At 58.4% G+C, this 18085-nt stretch carries 14 protein-coding genes and 7 tRNA genes; 16 read left to right on the top strand and 5 right to left on the bottom strand.

The annotated features are described in order from the left end of the window. The 5 genes from AERO9A_RS11800 (at position 1) to AERO9A_RS11780 (ending at position 5276) form a co-directional block, all read left to right on the top strand. Positions 1–1332, top strand: coding sequence for a UDP-glucose/GDP-mannose dehydrogenase family protein (locus tag AERO9A_RS11800; protein WP_159972319.1), 1332 nt, complete (start codon positions 1–3; stop codon positions 1330–1332). Then, on the top strand, positions 1329–2264 hold the full coding sequence (locus tag AERO9A_RS11795; protein WP_159972133.1) for an SDR family oxidoreductase: 936 nt from the start codon (positions 1329–1331) through the stop codon (positions 2262–2264). The genes AERO9A_RS11800 and AERO9A_RS11795 overlap by 4 nt, the downstream gene beginning before the upstream one ends. Next, entirely contained in the window at positions 2248–2799 is a 552-nt protein-coding gene (locus AERO9A_RS11790) for a sugar transferase (protein ID WP_159972132.1), read from the top strand. The genes AERO9A_RS11795 and AERO9A_RS11790 overlap by 17 nt, the downstream gene beginning before the upstream one ends. Positions 2800–2874: 75 nt before the next feature. After that, complete coding sequence (locus tag AERO9A_RS11785; RefSeq protein WP_159972131.1) at positions 2875–4881, top strand: nucleoside-diphosphate sugar epimerase/dehydratase; 2007 nt, start codon at positions 2875–2877, stop codon at positions 4879–4881. A 74-nt stretch (positions 4882–4955) separates the two neighbouring features. After that, the gene (locus tag AERO9A_RS11780) at positions 4956–5276 is read left to right on the top strand and encodes a helix-hairpin-helix domain-containing protein (protein ID WP_159972130.1); all 321 of its coding nucleotides are present in this window, start codon (positions 4956–4958) and stop codon (positions 5274–5276) included. A gap of 400 nt (positions 5277–5676) precedes the next feature. Here AERO9A_RS11780 and AERO9A_RS11775 read toward each other — a convergent pair. Together AERO9A_RS11775 and AERO9A_RS11770 are read right to left on the bottom strand one after the other, a co-directional pair. Further along, positions 5677–5752, bottom strand: a tRNA-Asn gene (locus AERO9A_RS11775). A gap of 339 nt (positions 5753–6091) precedes the next feature. Next, the gene (locus AERO9A_RS11770) at positions 6092–7288 is read right to left on the bottom strand and encodes an amino acid aminotransferase (protein ID WP_159972129.1); all 1197 of its coding nucleotides are present in this window, start codon (positions 7286–7288) and stop codon (positions 6092–6094) included. Between the two features lie 245 nt (positions 7289–7533). On the opposite strand from AERO9A_RS11770, the gene uvrB reads away from it, so the two are divergent. Continuing rightward, the gene (gene uvrB, locus AERO9A_RS11765; RefSeq protein WP_159972128.1) at positions 7534–9549 is read left to right on the top strand and encodes an excinuclease ABC subunit UvrB; all 2016 of its coding nucleotides are present in this window, start codon (positions 7534–7536) and stop codon (positions 9547–9549) included. 275 nt (positions 9550–9824) lie between these two features. Here the strand turns inward: uvrB and AERO9A_RS11760 are convergent, their stop codons facing one another. Next, a complete protein-coding gene (locus tag AERO9A_RS11760) occupies positions 9825–11318 on the bottom strand; it encodes an MDR family MFS transporter (protein ID WP_178111135.1) in 1494 nt (497 codons plus the stop codon). Between the two features lie 49 nt (positions 11319–11367). Then, a complete protein-coding gene (locus AERO9A_RS11755) occupies positions 11368–12417 on the bottom strand; it encodes an HlyD family secretion protein (protein ID WP_159972126.1) in 1050 nt (349 codons plus the stop codon). 107 nt (positions 12418–12524) lie between these two features. On the opposite strand from AERO9A_RS11755, the gene AERO9A_RS11750 reads away from it, so the two are divergent. The 9 genes from AERO9A_RS11750 (at position 12525) to AERO9A_RS11710 (ending at position 16600) form a co-directional block, all read left to right on the top strand. After that, a complete protein-coding gene (locus AERO9A_RS11750; protein WP_159972125.1) occupies positions 12525–13445 on the top strand; it encodes a LysR family transcriptional regulator in 921 nt (306 codons plus the stop codon). Positions 13446–13478: 33 nt separating this feature from the next. Continuing rightward, a complete protein-coding gene (gene gltX / locus AERO9A_RS11745; RefSeq protein WP_159972124.1) occupies positions 13479–14960 on the top strand; it encodes a glutamate--tRNA ligase in 1482 nt (493 codons plus the stop codon). Between the two features lie 250 nt (positions 14961–15210). Continuing rightward, positions 15211–15286 (top strand) — tRNA-Ala (locus AERO9A_RS11740). A 60-nt stretch (positions 15287–15346) separates the two neighbouring features. Next, positions 15347–15422, top strand: a tRNA-Glu gene (locus AERO9A_RS11735). 49 nt (positions 15423–15471) lie between these two features. Continuing rightward, positions 15472–15547, top strand: a tRNA-Ala gene (locus AERO9A_RS11730). Positions 15548–15595: 48 nt separating this feature from the next. Then, positions 15596–15671, top strand: a tRNA-Glu gene (locus AERO9A_RS11725). 47 nt (positions 15672–15718) lie between these two features. Further along, positions 15719–15794 (top strand) — tRNA-Ala (locus AERO9A_RS11720). A gap of 48 nt (positions 15795–15842) precedes the next feature. Next, positions 15843–15918, top strand: a tRNA-Glu gene (locus AERO9A_RS11715). A 250-nt stretch (positions 15919–16168) separates the two neighbouring features. Next, entirely contained in the window at positions 16169–16600 is a 432-nt protein-coding gene (locus tag AERO9A_RS11710) for a thioesterase family protein (RefSeq protein WP_159972123.1), read from the top strand. A gap of 1 nt (position 16601) precedes the next feature. Here the strand turns inward: AERO9A_RS11710 and AERO9A_RS11705 are convergent, their stop codons facing one another. After that, on the bottom strand, positions 16602–16979 hold the full coding sequence (locus AERO9A_RS11705; protein ID WP_159972122.1) for a hypothetical protein: 378 nt from the start codon (positions 16977–16979) through the stop codon (positions 16602–16604). A 94-nt stretch (positions 16980–17073) separates the two neighbouring features. Between AERO9A_RS11705 and AERO9A_RS11700 the strand changes: the two genes are divergently transcribed. Next, positions 17074–18021, top strand: coding sequence for a tRNA-dihydrouridine synthase (locus AERO9A_RS11700; protein ID WP_159972121.1), 948 nt, complete (start codon positions 17074–17076; stop codon positions 18019–18021). The last annotated feature ends 64 nt before the right edge of the window (positions 18022–18085 follow it).

Here is an 18085-nt window from a genome sequence, read left to right as displayed (position 1 = left end):
ATGAAAATTACGGTTTTTGGTAGCGGCTACGTCGGTTTAGTAACTGGGGCTTGTTTGGCGGACGTTGGGCACTCGGTCATGTGCATCGATGTCGACCAAGGCAAGATCGACGGCCTTAATCGCGGGGTCATTCCTATTTACGAGCCAGGCCTTGAGGAAATGATCCTCAAGAACTGCAAAGCAGGTCGTTTGAGTTTTTCGACAGACGCGGTTGCTGGCGTCGATCATGGCTATTTGCAGTTTATTGCTGTTGGGACTCCGCCTGATGAGGATGGCAAGGCTGATCTGAAATACGTTCTGGCTGTGGCGGCTACCATCGGCAGTCACATGACTGACAAGAAGGTCGTTATCGACAAGTCAACTGTGCCCGTTGGTACGGCAGACAAGGTGCGTGATCGTATCGATTCGATACTGGCCGAGCGTGGCATGCGGGTTGATTTTGAGGTGTGTTCGAATCCGGAGTTCTTGAAAGAAGGCGCGGCAATCGAGGACTTCACCAAGGGCGCGCGTATCGTTGTTGGAACGGATTCACTTGAGGTGCGTGATGCTATGCGTCACTGCTATGCGCCTTACAATCGTAATCACGATAAATTGATGTTTATGGATGTGCGCTCGGCAGAACTGACTAAGTATGCAGCTAACGCAATTTTAGCAACTAAGATCAGTTTCATGAACGAGATGGCCACATTAGCTGAGCGCTTGGGTGCAGATATTGAGCAAGTGCGTCTTGGTATCGGTTCGGATCCTCGGATTGGCTATCACTTCATTTATCCCGGCTGTGGTTACGGTGGCTCATGTTTCCCCAAGGATGTGCAAGCGCTTGCGCGCACAGCCATGGAGGTCGGAGTCGAGCCTGATTTGCTAATGGCTGTTGAGCGGGTTAACCATCGTCAGAAACAGGTGTTGTTTGACAAGCTCTCGCGTGCTTTCGATGGCCAGCTCGCTGGAAAGAAAGTTGCCTTGTGGGGGCTTGCCTTCAAGCCAAATACCGATGACATGCGTGATGCCCCTAGTCGGGTGTTGATGGAAGCTCTTTGGCAGGCAGGCGTCTGCGTGCAGGCATTCGATCCTGAGGCGATGCAAGAGTGTCGTCGTATCTATGGCGAGCGCTCTGATCTGGTGTTATGCGAGTCTCGTGAGGCCGCTCTTAAAGGCGCCGATGCGCTCGTCATTTGTACGGAGTGGAAGGCTTTTCGCACGATTGATCCATCTTTGCTCAAAGCGAGTCTGCGTTTTCCAGTTGTAGTAGATGGGAGAAACCTATTCGATCCGGTTGAGATGGCCGACGCAGGTTTGCTGTATCACGCTATTGGTCGTGGGTTGAGTCAATGACGATCCTTATTACAGGGGCTTCTGGTTTTGTGGGTGGAGCCCTTGCTAAGTGTCTATTTGAGCAGGGGCGCACTATTCGCACTTTAGGTCGTACGCGACCTAAAGTGGCTGTTGAGTTTGTCCAAGGCTCTATAGATGATCGACTGGTTTCAAGGGGGGCTCTCGAAGGTGTCGACTGTGTTGTGCATTTGGCTGGAAGAGCGCACCAACTCAAGGACGCCAGCGAGGATCCGCTAGAAAGCTTCAGGGTTGCCAACTGCAAGCTTTCCGAGGCGCTGGCAGCTCAAGCAATTGATGCTGGTGTTAGACGTTTCGTTTTTATTAGTTCAATTGGTGTGAACGGTGCCGTCACAAAAGATGGCCAGGCTTTTACCGCGCTCAGTGAGCCGGAGCCCCACTCACCTTATGCGCGCTCCAAGTATGAGGCTGAAGTGGCGCTCCAGGCGTTGTGTCGTGAGAGCAGTATGGAGCTCGTTGTCATACGCCCGCCGTTGGTTTACGGCCCAGGTGCGCCAGGCAATTTCGCTAGCCTGATGCGTTGGGTCGGTCGTGGCGTTCCATTGCCACTTGGCGCGATTCACAACAAGCGCTCGCTGGTTGGTGTCGATAATCTCGTTGATCTAATCATTCGTTGCATCGACCATCCTGCAGCCGCTAATCAGGTGTTTTTGGCGGGTGATGGCGAAGATTTGTCTACAACGGAGTTGCTACGGCAGGTGTCAGACGCTATGGCGCGCCCTGGATGTTTACTGCCAGTCCCGTCCAGCTTCCTTAGATTGGCTGCTAACGCTTTGGGGAAGAAAGCGATGGCTCAGAGTTTGCTGGATTCTCTTCAGGTGGATATCAGCAAAGCACGAAATTTGCTGGGCTGGGAGCCTCCCGTTTCCGTCAAAGAAGGTTTGAGAAGGTGTGTTCGTGATTCGTCTGTTTGATGTTCTATTTGCTTCGCTGGGGTTGGTGTTCGGTTTTCCCGTACTGCTGGTGATCTATGTGTTGGGTCTTTTCGATACCGGATCGCCGTTGTTCCGTCAGGAGCGGGTAGGGCGTCAGCAGAAGCCTTTCATTCTGGTCAAGTTTCGTACGATGGCGGTCGACACTGCCTCTGTTGCCAGTCATCTGGCTTCCAGTGCATCCATCACGCGACTCGGCGCTTTTCTGCGTAAAACCAAGCTCGACGAATTGCCTCAGTTGTGGAATGTGCTCAAGGGGGAGATGAGCCTGGTTGGCCCACGCCCTGGCTTGTTCAATCAGCAGGAGCTCACAGCGGCGCGTGCCGAGCGCGGTGTGTTCGAAGTGCGGCCGGGTATCACGGGGTTGGCTCAGGTGAGTGATATCGATATGTCGACACCGCAATTGCTCGCTGAAACCGATCAGCGGATGATACGTGAGCTAACGCTGGCGCATTATTTCAAGTACATCCTAATGACGGTTCTCGGCAAGGGGGCTGGGGATCGAGTGGTTCGTTAGTTATGAAGCGTTAGTAGCCCTCCATCCATGGGGCTGACATCGTATTCAAGGGACATGAAGACTTAAGAGGTTGTGATGTTAAAGGCTGCTGATCGCCTACGTGAGCGTTTGATTGGGTTATCTCGACGCTCCAAGCGCATGCTTCAGGTCGTGGCGGATGTTGTGCTGGTCTGGTGTGCGCTGTGGTTGGCCTTTGTGGTGCGCCTGGGTGAGCCAGGTGCTGTTAATCCTTTTGGGGTTCATGCCTGGATCTTTGCACTGGCGCCCATAATCTCTGTGCCTATCTTTATCCGTATGGGGATGTATCGTGCAGTCATGCGTTATTTCGGTAATGACGCACTGAAGAGCATTTTCAAGGCGGTTTCTCTTTCTGCATTGCTACTTGCCTTGGCTGTGTACTGGTATCGCGATGCGCCAGTCGTGATTCCGCGCTCCATGGTGCTCAACTATTGGTGGTTGAGTCTCATGCTTATTGGCGGTCTGCGCTTGTTAATGCGGCAGTACTTTATGGGGGACTGGTTTTCTGCTGAGCACCCTAACCAGTTTCAGGTGCGTGACCGGGGCTTGCCTCGTGTTGCCATTTATGGGGCTGGGGCTGCTGGTAACCAGTTGCTGGCGGCGTTGCGTATGGGGCGTTCACTGGCGCCTGTTGCCTTTATCGATGATGATTCATCGATTGCCAATCGCGTCATTTCAGGGCTTAAGGTCTATAAGCCAAAGCACATTCGGCAGATGATCGAGGAAACCAGGGCGCAAGAGATACTCTTGGCTGTTCCTTCTGCTTCGCGTGCGCGTAGGCGCGAGATTCTTGAACTGCTAGGTCAGTACAGCCTGCACGTGCGCAGCGTGCCCGGTTTTATGGATTTGGCCAGTGGGCGAGTCAAGGTCGATGATGTTCAGGAGGTTGATATCGCCGATCTGTTGGGGCGTGATCCGGTGCCGCCGCAGAAGACCTTGTTCGAGCGTTGCATCCGTAATCAGGTGGTCATGGTTACTGGTGCAGGAGGGTCGATTGGTTCGGAGCTTTGTCGGCAGATTGTAGCCAACACACCGAAAACACTGCTGCTCTTTGAGCACAGTGAGTTCAATCTTTACAGTATTCACTCCGAGTTGGTGCGTCGGATTAAGCACGAGTCTTTAGCGGTTCAGTTGATTCCGATTCTGGGCTCTATCCGTAATCCCGAGCGACTTGAGGAGGTCATGTCGAGCTGGTCGGTGGATACGGTTTATCACGCTGCGGCTTATAAGCATGTGCCGATGGTCGAACACAACATTGCTGAAGGCGTGCTAAACAACGTCTTTGGCACACTGTTCACTGCCCAGGCTGCCATCAAGGCAGGCGTGGAGCATTTTGTTCTGATCTCGACAGACAAGGCCGTGCGGCCGACAAATGTTATGGGTAGCACCAAGCGTTTGGCTGAAATGGTCTTGCAGGCGTTGAGTCTTGAGCAGGCTCCTGTGCTGTGGGGGCGCGATGAGACTGTTCACCGGGTCAACAAGACTCGGTTTACCATGGTGCGCTTCGGTAATGTGTTGGGCTCTTCTGGTTCGGTGATTCCTCTTTTCCATGCGCAGATTCGCCGTGGCGGCCCGGTGACGGTGACGCATCCTAATATCACGCGTTACTTCATGACGATTCCAGAAGCAGCGCAGTTGGTGATTCAAGCGGGCTCGATGGGCGAGGGGGGGGATGTTTTCGTGCTGGATATGGGGCAACCGGTAAAAATTGCCGATTTGGCCGAGAAAATGATTCAGTTGAGCGGCTTGAGTGTGCGCTCTGCTGAGCATCCGCACGGTGATATCGCCATCGAGTTCTCTGGGTTGCGCCCAGGCGAGAAGCTCTACGAAGAGTTGCTGATTGGTGACAACGTAAGCCCTACCGAGCACTCGATGATCATGCGTGCCAACGAGGAAATGCTGCCATGGGGGGAGTACAGGCAAGTGCTCCAGACTCTCCATGAGGCGGTTGTTCGTGAGGATTACGAGCGCGTGCGGCAGCTTTTGCGTGAGGTCGTTTCAGGCTACCGCCCCGAGGGAGAGATTGTGGATTGGCTGTATTTGCAAAAGCGCACGGAGATTTGACAGGTTGTCATGAGCGTGTATGTTGAATCTCGTGGCACACAGCCACATATGGATCAACTCACGTAAGGATACACATGATGAAAGTCCGCTTTGCTTCTCTGTTGTTTGCCGCTCTGGCTTCCTTCTCTCTGGCTGTTTGCGCTGCCGAACCACCTAAATCCGATGCGGTTAAGCCTGTTGCCGCTCAGGTGGCGTCGGCTGTGGTCAATCTGAATACCGCAGATGCTGCCACGCTGCAGCGTGAACTGGCAGGTATCGGCGAGACCAAGGCGCAGGCGATTGTCGCTTACCGTGAACAACACGGTAACTTCGCTTCGGTCGACGAGTTGCTGGAGGTTAAGGGGATCGGTGAGGCAACTTTGGCGAAGAATCGTGACAAATTGAGCGTGAATTGACGCTCGCCATCGCTGCTAACTGAGGCCGGTCTTTGATCGGCCTTTTTCGTTAACGGTGCTGTTTTAGACGAAAAAGCCTCGGCATGAACCGAGGCTTTGAATTTGGCTCCGCGACCTGGACTCGACAGCGAAGCTGAACGCGCTTTAGCGCGGCCCCGAAGGGGTGAGCGAAGCGAATAACCTGGGACGTAGTCCCTGGTGAGAGTCCGCCGAAAACGAAAAAGCCTCGGTATGAACCGAGGCTTTGAATTTTGGCTCCGCGACCTGGACTCGACAGCGAAGCTGAACGCGCTTTAGCGCGGCCCTGAAGGGGTGAGCGAAGCGAATAACCTGGGACGTAGTCCCTGGTGAGAGTCCGCCGAAAACGAAAAAGCCTCGGTATGAACTGAGGCTTTGAATTTGGCTCCGCGACCTGGACTCGAACCAGGGACCCAATGATTAACAGTCATTTGCTCTACCGACTGAGCTATCGCGGAACAACGGCGCGTATGTTACTGATTAAAAAAGAGAAGTCAACACTTCAACACGATATCTACGTGCTTAGAATTCGGGGTGTCCAGCGATGGTGTGTTGGGAGGGGCTTTAGCCGCGATGGCTGTCAGTCCGTAACAGATCGTGGCTGAGGCAGAATGTCTCCCAGTCGTTCCAAGGCCAGCGGTGCCTGGGTATTGGTGTAGGAACCCCGCCTCGGGTCGAAGCTTTGGCTTTTGCGGTGCTCTGTCGAACGATTCGCGGCTGAAGCCGCTCCTACAGTGACTGTTGGCGCATACAAAAACGCCGGCTTATGGGCTGGCGTTTTTGTTTGTCGTCGAGGCTTACAACACCGCGTGAATCGCGCGGGTGATGCTGTCCAGATTGCTGTTGTTCAATGCGGCAACGCAGATGCGGCCAGTGCCTACGGCGTAGATGCCGAATTCGTCTTTCAAACGCTCGACCTGCTCTACGGTGAGGCCGGAGTAGGAGAACATGCCGCGCTGCTGTGCAACGAAGCTGAAGTCACGTTTGGCGCCCAGTGCCGCGAGTTGTTCGACCATGGCCAGGCGCATGCTGCGGATGCGGTCGCGCATTTCACCCAGCTCGGCTTCCCACATGGCGCGCAGTTCCGGGCTGTTGAGCACGTTGGCGACGACGGTGGCGCCGTGAGTCGGTGGGTTGGAGTAGTTGGTGCGGATCACACGCTTGAGCTGCGACAGCACGCGAGTCGATTCTTCGCGGCTGCTGGTGACCAGCGACAGGGCGCCGACGCGCTCGCCATACAGGGAGAACGACTTGGAGAAGGAGCTGGAGACGAAGAACTCCAGGCCTGACTCGGCGAACAGGCGCACGGCTTCGGCGTCTTGGTCGATGCCGTCGCCAAAGCCCTGGTAGGCGATGTCGAGGAAGGGTACGTGCTCGCGTTCACGCAGCACGTCCAGTACGGCTTTCCAGTCTTCCAGTTGCAGGTCGACGCCGGTTGGGTTGTGGCAGCAAGCGTGCAACACGACGATGGAACGGGTAGGCAGGTTGCGCAGGTCTTCGAGCAGGCCGCCGCGGTTCACGCCGTTGCTGAACGGGTCGTAGTAGCGGTAGTTCTGCACCGGAAAGCCAGCCGCTTCGAACAATGCACGGTGGTTTTCCCAGCTTGGATCGCTGATGGCCACGGTGGCGTCCGGCAGCAGGCGCTTGAGGAAGTCAGCACCGATTTTCAGTGCGCCAGTACCGCCTATGGCTTGGGTGGTGATGACTCGGCCTGCTTCGATCAGGGCGGCGCCCTTGCCGAACAGCAATTCCTGCACAGCCTTGTCGTAAGCAGCGATGCCCTCGATTGGCAGGTAACCACGCGGGGCGTGGGCCTCGATGCGCGCTTTCTCGGCTGCTGCGACTGCGCGCAGTAGCGGAATTCGCCCTTCTTCGTTGTAGTAAACGCCCACGCCCAAGTTGATCTTGGTGGTGCGGGTGTCAGCGTTGAATGCTTCGTTGAGGCCCAGGATGGGATCGCGCGGAGCCATTTCGACGGCGGAGAAGAGACTCATGGTGGGTGCGGCAACTCGAGTGAGGGGTGGGTGGCCAGGCGTCCCCAACGAAAGCGCTAGGGGGCGCGTAAACGGGGCGTTAGTATAACGACCCTGAATCCAGGGGGCGACAGCGCAATGCCCTGAATTAAGGCCTTTTGCCCGCTAATTCGACTCTACTTGGCACTATTGCCAGGTCGCCCTGCAATTCATGACTTTTGACGCAGCCGGAAGGGAGGCGTCACAGTCATTTGTCGAGGTGCTGCATGTCCGAGTTTCAATTGGTGACCCGCTTCAAGCCTGCTGGCGATCAGCCTGAGGCAATCCGGCAGATGGTCGAGGGGCTGGAAGCTGGCCTGGCGCACCAGACGCTGCTGGGGGTGACCGGTTCGGGCAAGACCTTTTCCATCGCCAATGTGATCGCCAAGGTGCAGCGTCCGACGCTGGTACTGGCGCCAAACAAGACCCTGGCCGCGCAGTTATATGGCGAGTTCAAGTCGTTTTTCCCGAACAATGCGGTGGAGTATTTCGTCTCCTACTACGACTACTACCAGCCGGAAGCTTATGTGCCGTCGTCGGACACCTTCATCGAGAAGGATGCGTCGATCAACGACCACATCGAGCAGATGCGCCTGTCGGCGACCAAGGCGCTGATTGAGCGCAAGGACGTGATCGTGGTCTGCACCGTGTCCTCGATCTACGGTCTGGGTAGCCCCGAGGAGTACCTGAAGATGGTGCTGCACCTCGACAGGGGTGACAAGATGGATCAGCGCGCACTGCTGCGCCGCCTGGCCGAGCTGCAGTACACGCGTAACGACATGGATTTCGCCCGCGCCACCTTTCGTGTGCGCGGCGACGTGATCGACATTTTCCCGGCGGAATCGGATCTGGAGGCCATTCGTGTCGAGCTGTTCGACGACGAGGTGGAGAGCATCAGCGCCTTCGATCCGTTGACGGGGGAGGTCATTCAGAAGCTGCCGCGTTTCACCTTCTACCCCAAGAGCCACTACGTCACCCCGCGTGAAACCCTGCTGGAGGCGGTGGAACACATCAAGGCCGAGCTGCAGCAGCGCCTGGAGTACTTGCGCGGTGCCAACAAGTTGGTGGAAGCACAGCGCCTGGAGCAGCGTACGCGCTTCGATCTGGAGATGATTCTGGAGCTGGGCTACTGCAACGGCATCGAAAACTACTCGCGTTATCTGTCGGGTCGCCCGGCCGGCGCGCCGCCGCCCACCCTGTACGACTACCTGCCGGATGAGGCGCTGCTGGTAATCGACGAGTCCCACGTCTCGGTGCCGCAGGTCGGCGCTATGTACAAGGGTGACCGTTCGCGTAAGGAAACCCTGGTGGAATACGGCTTCCGTCTGCCTTCGGCACTGGATAACCGGCCGATGCGCTTCGAGGAGTGGGAGTCAGCCTGCCCGCAGACTATTTTCGTCTCTGCGACACCTGGCCCTTATGAGGGCGAGCATGCTGGGCGCGTGGTTGAGCAGGTGGTGCGGCCTACTGGTCTGGTCGACCCACAAATCGAGGTGCGCCCGGCGCGTACGCAGGTCGATGATCTGCTTTCGGAGATCCGTTTGCGCGTGGCCACGGGGGATCGCGTGCTGGTCACCACGCTGACCAAACGTATGGCCGAGGATCTGACCGATTACTTGGGCGACCATGACGTCAAGGTGCGCTACCTGCACTCGGATATCGATACCGTGGAGCGGGTGGAGATCATCCGCGATCTGCGTCTGGGCACTTTCGATGTGCTCGTGGGTATCAACCTGCTGCGTGAGGGGCTGGACATGCCCGAGGTGTCGCTGGTGGCGATCCTCGATGCGGACAAAGAAGGCTTCCTACGCAGCGAGCGTTCGCTGATCCAGACCATCGGCCGTGCGGCGCGTAACCTCAACGGCAAGGCCATCCTTTACGCCGATAACATGACGGGTTCGATGCAGCGCGCCATCGGTGAAACCGAGCGGCGCCGTGCCAAGCAGATCGCTTTCAACGAGGCCAATGGCATCGTGCCCAAGGGCGTGCAGAAGGACGTCAAGGACATCCTCGAAGGTGCCGTGGTGCCGGGTGCGCGCAGCAACAAGCGCAAGGGGATGGCCAAAGCCGCGGAAGAGAGCGCGCGTTACGAGAACGAGCTGCGTTCGCCAAGCGAGATCACTAAACGCATTCGTCAGTTGGAAGAGAAGATGTACGCCCTGGCGCGCGATCTGGAGTTCGAGGCCGCCGCGCAGTTGCGTGACGAGATTCAGAAGCTGCGGGATCGGTTGTTGCAGGTTTGATGTGTCCGTGAGTGCGGGAGGCGCTTTAGCGGCGACGGTCGCGGCTGAAGCCCCTCCCACGGTTCTACGTGTCCCCGTGCGTGGATCACGCCTGATCGATCCATTGCCACGGCGGATGCAAAAACTGCGTCCGCTCTGCGACTGAGTTCGCGGCTGAAGCCGCTCCTACGGATGAGGCGCCGGCGTAAGGTGGATCACGCTTAACCGATCCACCGCCTCGATGGATGCGAAAAACGGCATCCCCCTACGGCAGGGCGGCGTATCTCTGTCAGGCCTCAATGCGCCGCGCCACCGCCTGCCATGTTCTGCGGCAGCTTTCGCGTCAGCAGGATCGCCAGCATGCTCACGGCCAGGGCGATGCCAATAAAGTGAAAGGCGTCGTTATAGGCCATGATGGTCGCTTGTTCATGCACGATTTGGTTCAGCTTGGCCAGCGCAGCTTGTTCGCTGCCCAGCGTCTGGGTGAGCAACTGCAGGCGCTCGTCAACCTGTGGGTTGGTGGGCACGATGGATTCGCGCAGGTAGTCGAAGTAAATCTTGGCGCGGGCATCGAGCAGTGTTGCGAGCAAGGCGATGCCAATGGCGCCGCCGAGATTGCGCAGGATGTTGAACAGGCTGGAGGCTGAGCCTGCATCCTGCGGTTGGATGTAGGCGGTGGCGATCAGCGAAATGGTGATCATCAGCATGGGTTGACCGAGTGCGCGAACGATCTGGATATGGCTGAACTGCGGGCCGGCGAAGTTCGGGTTGAGCGTGCCGGAAAAAAAGCTTGCTGCGCCAAAAAGGGCGAAGCCTGCAGCGCAGAGCCATTTCGGCGCAATGAACTGCATCAGCTTGGGCACCAGCGGAATCAGAAAGAGCTGCGGTATGCCCATCCACATGATGACTTCGCCAATCTGCAGGGCGTTGTAGTTTTGGATTTGTGTCAGGTACAGCGGTAGCACGTAGATCGAGCCGTACAAACCCACGCCAAGCCCCAGGCTGGAGATGCTGGCCAGGCCGAAGTTGCGCTCACGAAATAAGCCGAGGTTGATCAGTGGGTTGGGGCGGGAAATCTGCAGGATGACGAACAGGATCAGGCTGACCAGCGCCACGCTGCCGAGGCCGACGATCAGTTGCGATTCCAGCCAGTCCTTGCGATGACCTTCCTCAAGAAACACCTGCAGGCAGCCCAGGCCCAGGCCCAGCGTCACGATGCCGGCGTAGTCGGTGGTCTTCAGCAGCTCCCAGTGTGGCGCCTTTTTCTCCAGGCCGTAGAGCAGGCCGGCGATCATGATGAGGCCGGGTGGCACGTTGATGTAGAAGATGTATTCCCAGCCCCAGTTTTCGGTCAGCCAGCCGCCCAGCGTGGGGCCGATGGAGGGCGCGAAGGTGGCGGTGATGGCGAACAGCGCCATGCCCTTGGCGCGGTGATGCTCGGGTAGTTTGATCAGCGTCATGGTGAACGCCAGCGGGATCAGCGCACCGCCGGTGAACCCTTGCAGGGCGCGAAAAACGATCATGCTCTCCAGGCTCCAGGCCATGGAGCACAGCAACGAGGCAACCAGAAAGCCCGCCGATACCCACACCGCCAAACGGCGTGCCGACAGTAGCTGCACCAGCCAAGCGGTCAGGGGGATCATGATGATTTCGGCCACCAGATAGGAGGTGGAAATCCACGAGCCTTCCTCCAGGGTGGCGGACAGCGCGCCCTGAATATCCTTGAGCGAGGAATTGGTGATTTGGATGTCCAGCACCGCCATGAAGGCGCCGAGCATGGCGCTCATCACCGCGATCCAGTCGCGGCGGCTGGGTTCCGCCGTGGGGCGGATCAGGGCATCACCCGCCATGGTGTTCGTCGCTACGCAGGTCGACGGTCACTTCAACCGACATGCCGGGGCGGATCAGACCACGCAGCGGATTGTCGGCAGCGAAGGTCAGCTTGACCGGAATGCGCTGTACCACCTTGGTGAAGTTGCCAGTGGCGTTATCCGGTGGCAGCAAACTGAACTGCGCCCCAGAGGCTGCGAACAGGCTGTCGATGCGACCCTCGATGGGGGTGTCGGGATAGCTGTCGAATAGCAGTTCGGCTTTCTGTCCTGGGCGCATGCGGCCGATCTGGGTTTCTTTGAAGTTGGCCTGAATCCAGATGTCCTGATCTGGCACCAGTGACAAAAGGTAGGCGCCGTTCTGTACCACTTGGCCTTCGCGGGCCGAGCGCTGGCCGACCATACCGCTGATGGGGGCGTGGATCTGCGTGCGGGAGAGGTTGAGGTCTGCCTGTTCCAGGTCGGCCTGGGCGGAGAGAATCAGCGCATCAAGGCGCTTGAGCTCGGCTTCGAGGCTTGCCACTTGTTGCCGCTGTGCCTGCAGGTCGGCCTGAGCTTTGTTCAGTTGCGAGCGAGCTACGCGGTTGTCGGCGGCCAATGTGGTCACGCGCTCTTCGGACACATATCCAGGCTTGCGCAAGGTCTGCGCGCGGCTAAGGTCGATCTGAGCGCGCTCCAGTGTTGCCTGGCTGGCGGCCACATCAGCCTGGCTGGCGGCGATCAGGCTCGCTTGTTGGTCGAGTTTGCTCTGCGCCTGAGCCCGCTCGGCCTGGTGGGTTACCAGGGCGGCAAGGGCGCGTTGGCGCGCCAGACGAAAATCGCTGTCTTCCAGGGTCACCAGTACGTCACCTGCTTCGACGTGCTGGTTGTCGCGCACCATGACTTTCTCGATACGTGCATTTAACTGGCTGGAAATTCGGGTGATCTCACCTTGTACATAGGCGTTGTCAGTATTTTCGTGGTAACGACCGACCAGCAGCCATTCAGCAAAAAAAGCGCCGATGACCAGCGCTAGGAGAATGACGAAAACAAGGAGGCGGCGTTGTAGTTTTGCGGGCATGCTTGGGGCTCAATATGCATCGAAAAAATGTAATTAAATTTATCAATGTTCCCTTTTCGATAGTAGAGCCTAGAATCTGCATGCTTTGTTGCTTATGAGGAACAATCATGGGGTTGGATGACGCACTGATCTTTACCCGCGTCGTGGAGTGCCACAGTTTCACTCAGGCGGCGAACAGCCTGGGCATGCAAAAGTCCACGGTCAGTCGACGCATCGCTCTGCTCGAAGAGCGACTCGGCGTGCGTTTGCTCAATCGCACTACGCGCAAGCTGCGCCTGACCGAAGTGGGGCAGGCTTACTACGAGCGCTGTCGGCAGATCATGCTCGACTTCGCCGAGGCTGAGCAGGCCGTCATGCAACTGCAGCGCGAGCCGTCAGGGTTGTTGCGGATTACCGCGCCGATCGAGTTCGGTCAGTTGTTTCTCGGGCGAGTGCTCGGTGAGTTCATGCGCCAGTACCCACAGATCAACGCTGAGGTGGAAATCACCTCGCGCCAGGTCGATCCATTGGAGGAGGGCGTGGATATCGCCATCCTGGTCGGCCATCCGCAGGATTCCACTCTGATCGCGCGCAAGCTGTTCGAGAGTGGTCGGCGCCTCTGTGCCAGCCCGGCTTACCTGGCTGCGCATGGCACGCCGCGCAGCGTGGCGGAGTTGGAGGCGCATCGGGCAATCCTGTTGCACCACGATGCGCCGCGTTATTGGCCGCTGTTGGATGAAAGCGTGCCCTGTCAGCGGGTGCTGACTTGCAACAACATCACCTTTGCCCGCGAAGCGGCAGTCGCCGGCGCCGGCATTGCCGGTTTGCCGGTGATGATCAGCGAGGACGCCGTGCGCAGCGGGCGTTTGATCGAGTTGCTGCCCGAGGCGCGACTGCCGGTGGGCGAGGTGTATGCCATCTACCCGTCGCGGCGTTTCCAGGCGATGAAGGTCAAGGCTTTTCTCGACTTCCTTATTGCCAGCTTGCCGATCACCCGTGGTGGGTTGCTGGAGCCAGGGGCCATCGGCCTGCTAACATCGCCCGCTTGATTTAAACCTCGTGTCTTCCATCCGAGAGCATTCATGACCACCGTTCGTACCCGTATCGCGCCATCGCCGACCGGCGACCCTCATGTCGGCACCGCCTACATCGCACTGTTCAACCTGTGCTTCGCTCGTCAGCACGGTGGTCAGTTCATCCTGCGTATCGAAGACACCGACCAGTTGCGTTCGACCCGCGAGTCCGAACAGCAGATTTTCGATGCATTGCGCTGGTTGGGTATCGAATGGGACGAAGGCCCGGACGTTGGCGGCCCGCACGGCCCGTATCGGCAGAGCGAGCGTGGCGAGATCTACAAGAAATACTCGGACGAACTGGTTGGCAAGGGCCACGCTTTCCCGTGCTTCTGCAGCGCCGAGCGCCTCGATGAAGTGCGCGCGCAGCAGATGGCCAATAAGGAAACCCCGCGTTACGACGGTCACTGCATGCACCTCGATCCAGCGCAGGCGCAGGCGCGCATCGCGGCGGGCGAGTCGCACGTGGTACGCATGAAGGTGCCGAGCGAAGGCGTCTGTACGGTGCCGGATATGCTGCGTGGCGATGTCGAGATTCCGTGGGATCGCATGGACATGCAGGTGTTGATGAAGGCCGATGGCCTGCCCACCTACTTCCTGGCCAACGTGGTCGACGACCACCTGATGGGTATTACTCATGTGCTGCGCGGCGAGGAATGGCTGCCGTCGGCGCCCAAGCTGATCAAACTCTACGAATACTTCGGTTGGGAGCAGCCAGCGCTGTGCTACATGCCGCTGTTGCGTAACCCGGACAAGAGCAAACTGTCCAAGCGCAAGAATCCCACCAGCATCACCTTCTACGAGCGCATGGGCTATCTGCCGCAAGCCATGCTCAACTACCTGGGGCGCATGGGCTGGTCGATGCCCGACGAGCGCGAGAAGTTCTCCCTGAACGAGATGATCGAACACTTCGACATCAGCCGTGTGTCGCTGGGCGGGCCGATCTTCGATCTGGAAAAACTCTCCTGGCTCAACGGCCAGTGGCTGCGTGAGCTGCCGGTGGAAACCTTCGCCGCTGAAGTGCAGAAGTGGGCGCTCAACCCCGATTACCTGATGAAAATTGCGCCGCATGTGCAGGGCAGGGTGGAAACCTTTAGCCAGATTGCACCGCTGGCTGGCTTCTTCTTCTCCGGTGGGCTGAACCTGGATGCCAAGCTGTTCGAGCACAAAAAACTGTCGGCCGATCAGGTGCGCCAGTTGATGCAACTGATCCTGTGGAAGCTCGAAGCGCTGCGCCAGTGGGAGAAAGACCGTATCACCGGCTGCATCCAGGCTGTGGTCGAGCATCTGGAGCTGAAACTGCGTGATGCCATGCCGCTGATGTTCGCCGCGATCACCGGTCAGGCCAGCTCGGTATCGGTACTCGATGCCATGGAAATCCTTGGCCCGGATCTGACCCGCTTCCGCTTGCGCCAGGCGCTGGAGCTTCTGGGCGGCACCTCGAAGAAAGAAGCCAAGGAGTGGGAAAAGCTGCTGGCGAGCATCGGCTAAGTCGAGGCGTGCAACTGTGGGAGGGGCTTTAGCCGCGATGATTTGATTTTGTCGCCGCTACGACTGCAGGGATGCAGGAGGTAGAACGAAGCAGGATGCCAGAGTCGAAAGCGCCTCCCACGGTTACGGCTAACTCTCTGCGAGTGAAGGCCCTAAGTAATTGTTCTAGTGGCAAAAAATTTAGGGCTGCAGGAAAAATATTGTTGACAGGTAACCGGGGCGCTCTTAACATGCGCCCCGTCCTCGAGATGGGGCTATAGCTCAGCTGGGAGAGCGCTTGCATGGCATGCAAGAGGTCAACGGTTCGATCCCGTTTAGCTCCACCAATCTCGACTCCTTCGGGGGTGCCAGAATCGATATAAGTCGGTTCACGATTAGGGTTTTGCGTCCCCTTCGTCTAGTGGCCTAGGACACCGCCCTTTCACGGCGGTAACAGGGGTTCGAGTCCCCTAGGGGACGCCACTTATTCCAGCCGCAGCGCTCAGGCGTTGCAGCCAGACCGCAAGGTTTCGGGGCTATAGCTCAGCTGGGAGAGCGCTTGCATGGCATGCAAGAGGTCAACGGTTCGATCCCGTTTAGCTCCACCAATCACACGTAAGGCCAGCTTCATGCTGGCCTTGTCGTTCGAAGGTTTCGTCCCCTTCGTCTAGTGGCCTAGGACACCGCCCTTTCACGGCGGTAACAGGGGTTCGAGTCCCCTAGGGGACGCCATTTTCCAGCCGCAACACTTAGGCGTTGTGTGCCGACCGCAAGGTTTCGGGGCTATAGCTCAGCTGGGAGAGCGCTTGCATGGCATGCAAGAGGTCAACGGTTCGATCCCGTTTAGCTCCACCAATCACACTCAAGGCCAGCCTCGTGCTGGCCTTGTTGTTCGAAGGTTTCGTCCCCTTCGTCTAGTGGCCTAGGACACCGCCCTTTCACGGCGGTAACAGGGGTTCGAGTCCCCTAGGGGACGCCATTTTTCTTGCCGCGTTTGCGGAACCAGGGCTGCTTCTTAGGAAGTGGCCCTTTTTGTTTGCGTCGAAGAAAGAATCTGTTTGAGGCTCTGCGTGGTTGCTCGGTTTGTCGCGGTGTTTGAGTGGGCGGCGTATCATGCCGCCGTACCGGGTGTTCGCTAGGCAGCGAACCCTAGCAGCCGTTACAGGAGGCGGGATGAAGCTGAAGATGGATCAGGTGCTGCGGCTGGTGAGGGATTTGGAGGCACGGCTATGAGCTGGGATCGTCCCGCGCCCTTCGTCATCGATCTACACGTGGGCGCCGAAGATATCGATGGGCTGGGGCATGCCAACAACGCGGTTTACGTCAGTTGGTTAGAGCGTTGCGCCTGGCGGCACTCGCAGTATCTCGGGCTGGATCTGACGGAGTATCGCCGACTGGATCGCGCCATGGCGGTCGTGCGGCATGAAATCGACTACCTGGCCAGTGCTTATGAGGGCCAGCAACTGCAGATGGCGACCTGGATCGTCGAATCTGACCAGCGCCTGAAAATGGATCGATGCTTTCAACTGTTGCGACTTGAGGATGGGCTGACGTTGTTGCGTGCCCGCACCACCTTCGTTTGTATCGAACTCTCCACGGGGCGGCCCAAGCGAATGCCTGCTGAGTTCGTTGAGGGCTATGGCCGTGCGCTGTTGGCGTGACTCAGTCGCTCAGGCGCGGCGATAGAAAAATCTGCTCCGGCTTCACCACCACGTCGAATTGGCGCGTCTCTCCTGGCGCGACGATGATCGACTGGGCAACCGTTGGCCCCGTGCCGCCGCAGTAGCCTGAAGGCGATATCGCCACGGCCAGGCTCATTTGCCCGCTGGGTACGTCCAGGCTGGTGTGCTGATTCGGGGCCAGGGTCGCGACGACTTGCTCGTTGAGGTACAGCTCCACATCGCAGGCGGTCGGTGCATTGCCATCGCGGTTGATGATCAGTCGGGCTGGCGCGTCCGCAACCGGGGCTGGCGGCTGCAGTTTTGTAGCCGCTGCGTGACTGCAGAGTAGGGTGAGGGCGGTGATGAGCAGAGGGCGCATGCAAATGACTCCTTTGTCGACCGTTCGAGGCCAACCATCTTGCACGGCTGGCGCCAGCTCTTAAACTGTGCGCCCCATTTTTCTGGAAGACCCCATGCAAATCGCTCTGGCACCCATGGAGGGGCTGGTTGACGAAATCCTGCGTGATGTACTGACGCGCGTAGGTGGCATCGATTGGTGCGTAACGGAGTTCATCCGTGTGAGTGACCGCCTGCTGCCTGCCGCGACTTATCACAAGCTCGCCCCTGAGTTGTTCGAGGGGGCGCGTACGCGGGCTGGAGCGCCGATGCGAGTGCAACTGCTCGGCTCCGATCCGCAGTGCCTGGGCGATAACGCGGCTTTCGCTTGCACCTTGGGGGCGCCGGTGATCGACCTCAATTTCGGTTGCCCAGCCAAGACGGTGAACAAGTCGCGTGGCGGTGCCGTGTTGCTCAAGGAGCCGGAGTTGCTGCATGCCATCGTCCGTGAAGTCAGGCGCAGCGTGCCTGCCGAGATTGCGGTGACGGCGAAGATGCGTCTGGGCTTCGAGAGCAAGGAGGGGGCTCTGGATTGTGCGCGAGCGCTGGCCGATGGCGGTGCCAGCCAGATCGTCGTGCATGCGCGCACCAAGGTCGAGGGTTACAAGCCGCCTGCGCATTGGGAGTGGGTGGCGCGCGTGCAGGACGTGGTCGCTGTGCCGGTGTTTGCCAATGGTGAGGTGTGGACGCTGGATGACTGGCGGAGGTGCCGTGAAATCAGTGGCGTCGATGACATCATGCTGGGGCGCGGCTTGGTCTCGCGTCCGGGGTTGGCGCGACAGATCGCGTCGGTCAGGGCCGGTGATGAGCCGCAGGACATGACTTGGCGTGAGCTGCAGCCGCTGCTGCTGGATTTCTGGCTGCAGGCGCGGCGCAAGCTCGCACCACGCTATGCGCCGGGACGCCTGAAGCAGTGGCTGGCGATGCTGACGCGTACCTATCCCGAAGCGGTCGAGCTGTTCGCCGAGGTGCGTCGTGAGCAGCATTGCGAGCGTATTGATCGGCTGCTGATGGCGGCCAGTTAAAGCCCCTTTGTCTGGATAAAAGCCAGGGGTAGCGGGCGCCAAGCTACCCATTTACGCCCGAGTT

The sequence above is a fragment of the Pseudomonas sp. 8Z genome (genome assembly GCF_902506535.1).
Lineage (GTDB): Bacteria > Pseudomonadota > Gammaproteobacteria > Pseudomonadales > Pseudomonadaceae > Aquipseudomonas.
This window is presented reverse-complemented; position numbering and strand designations above follow the sequence as displayed.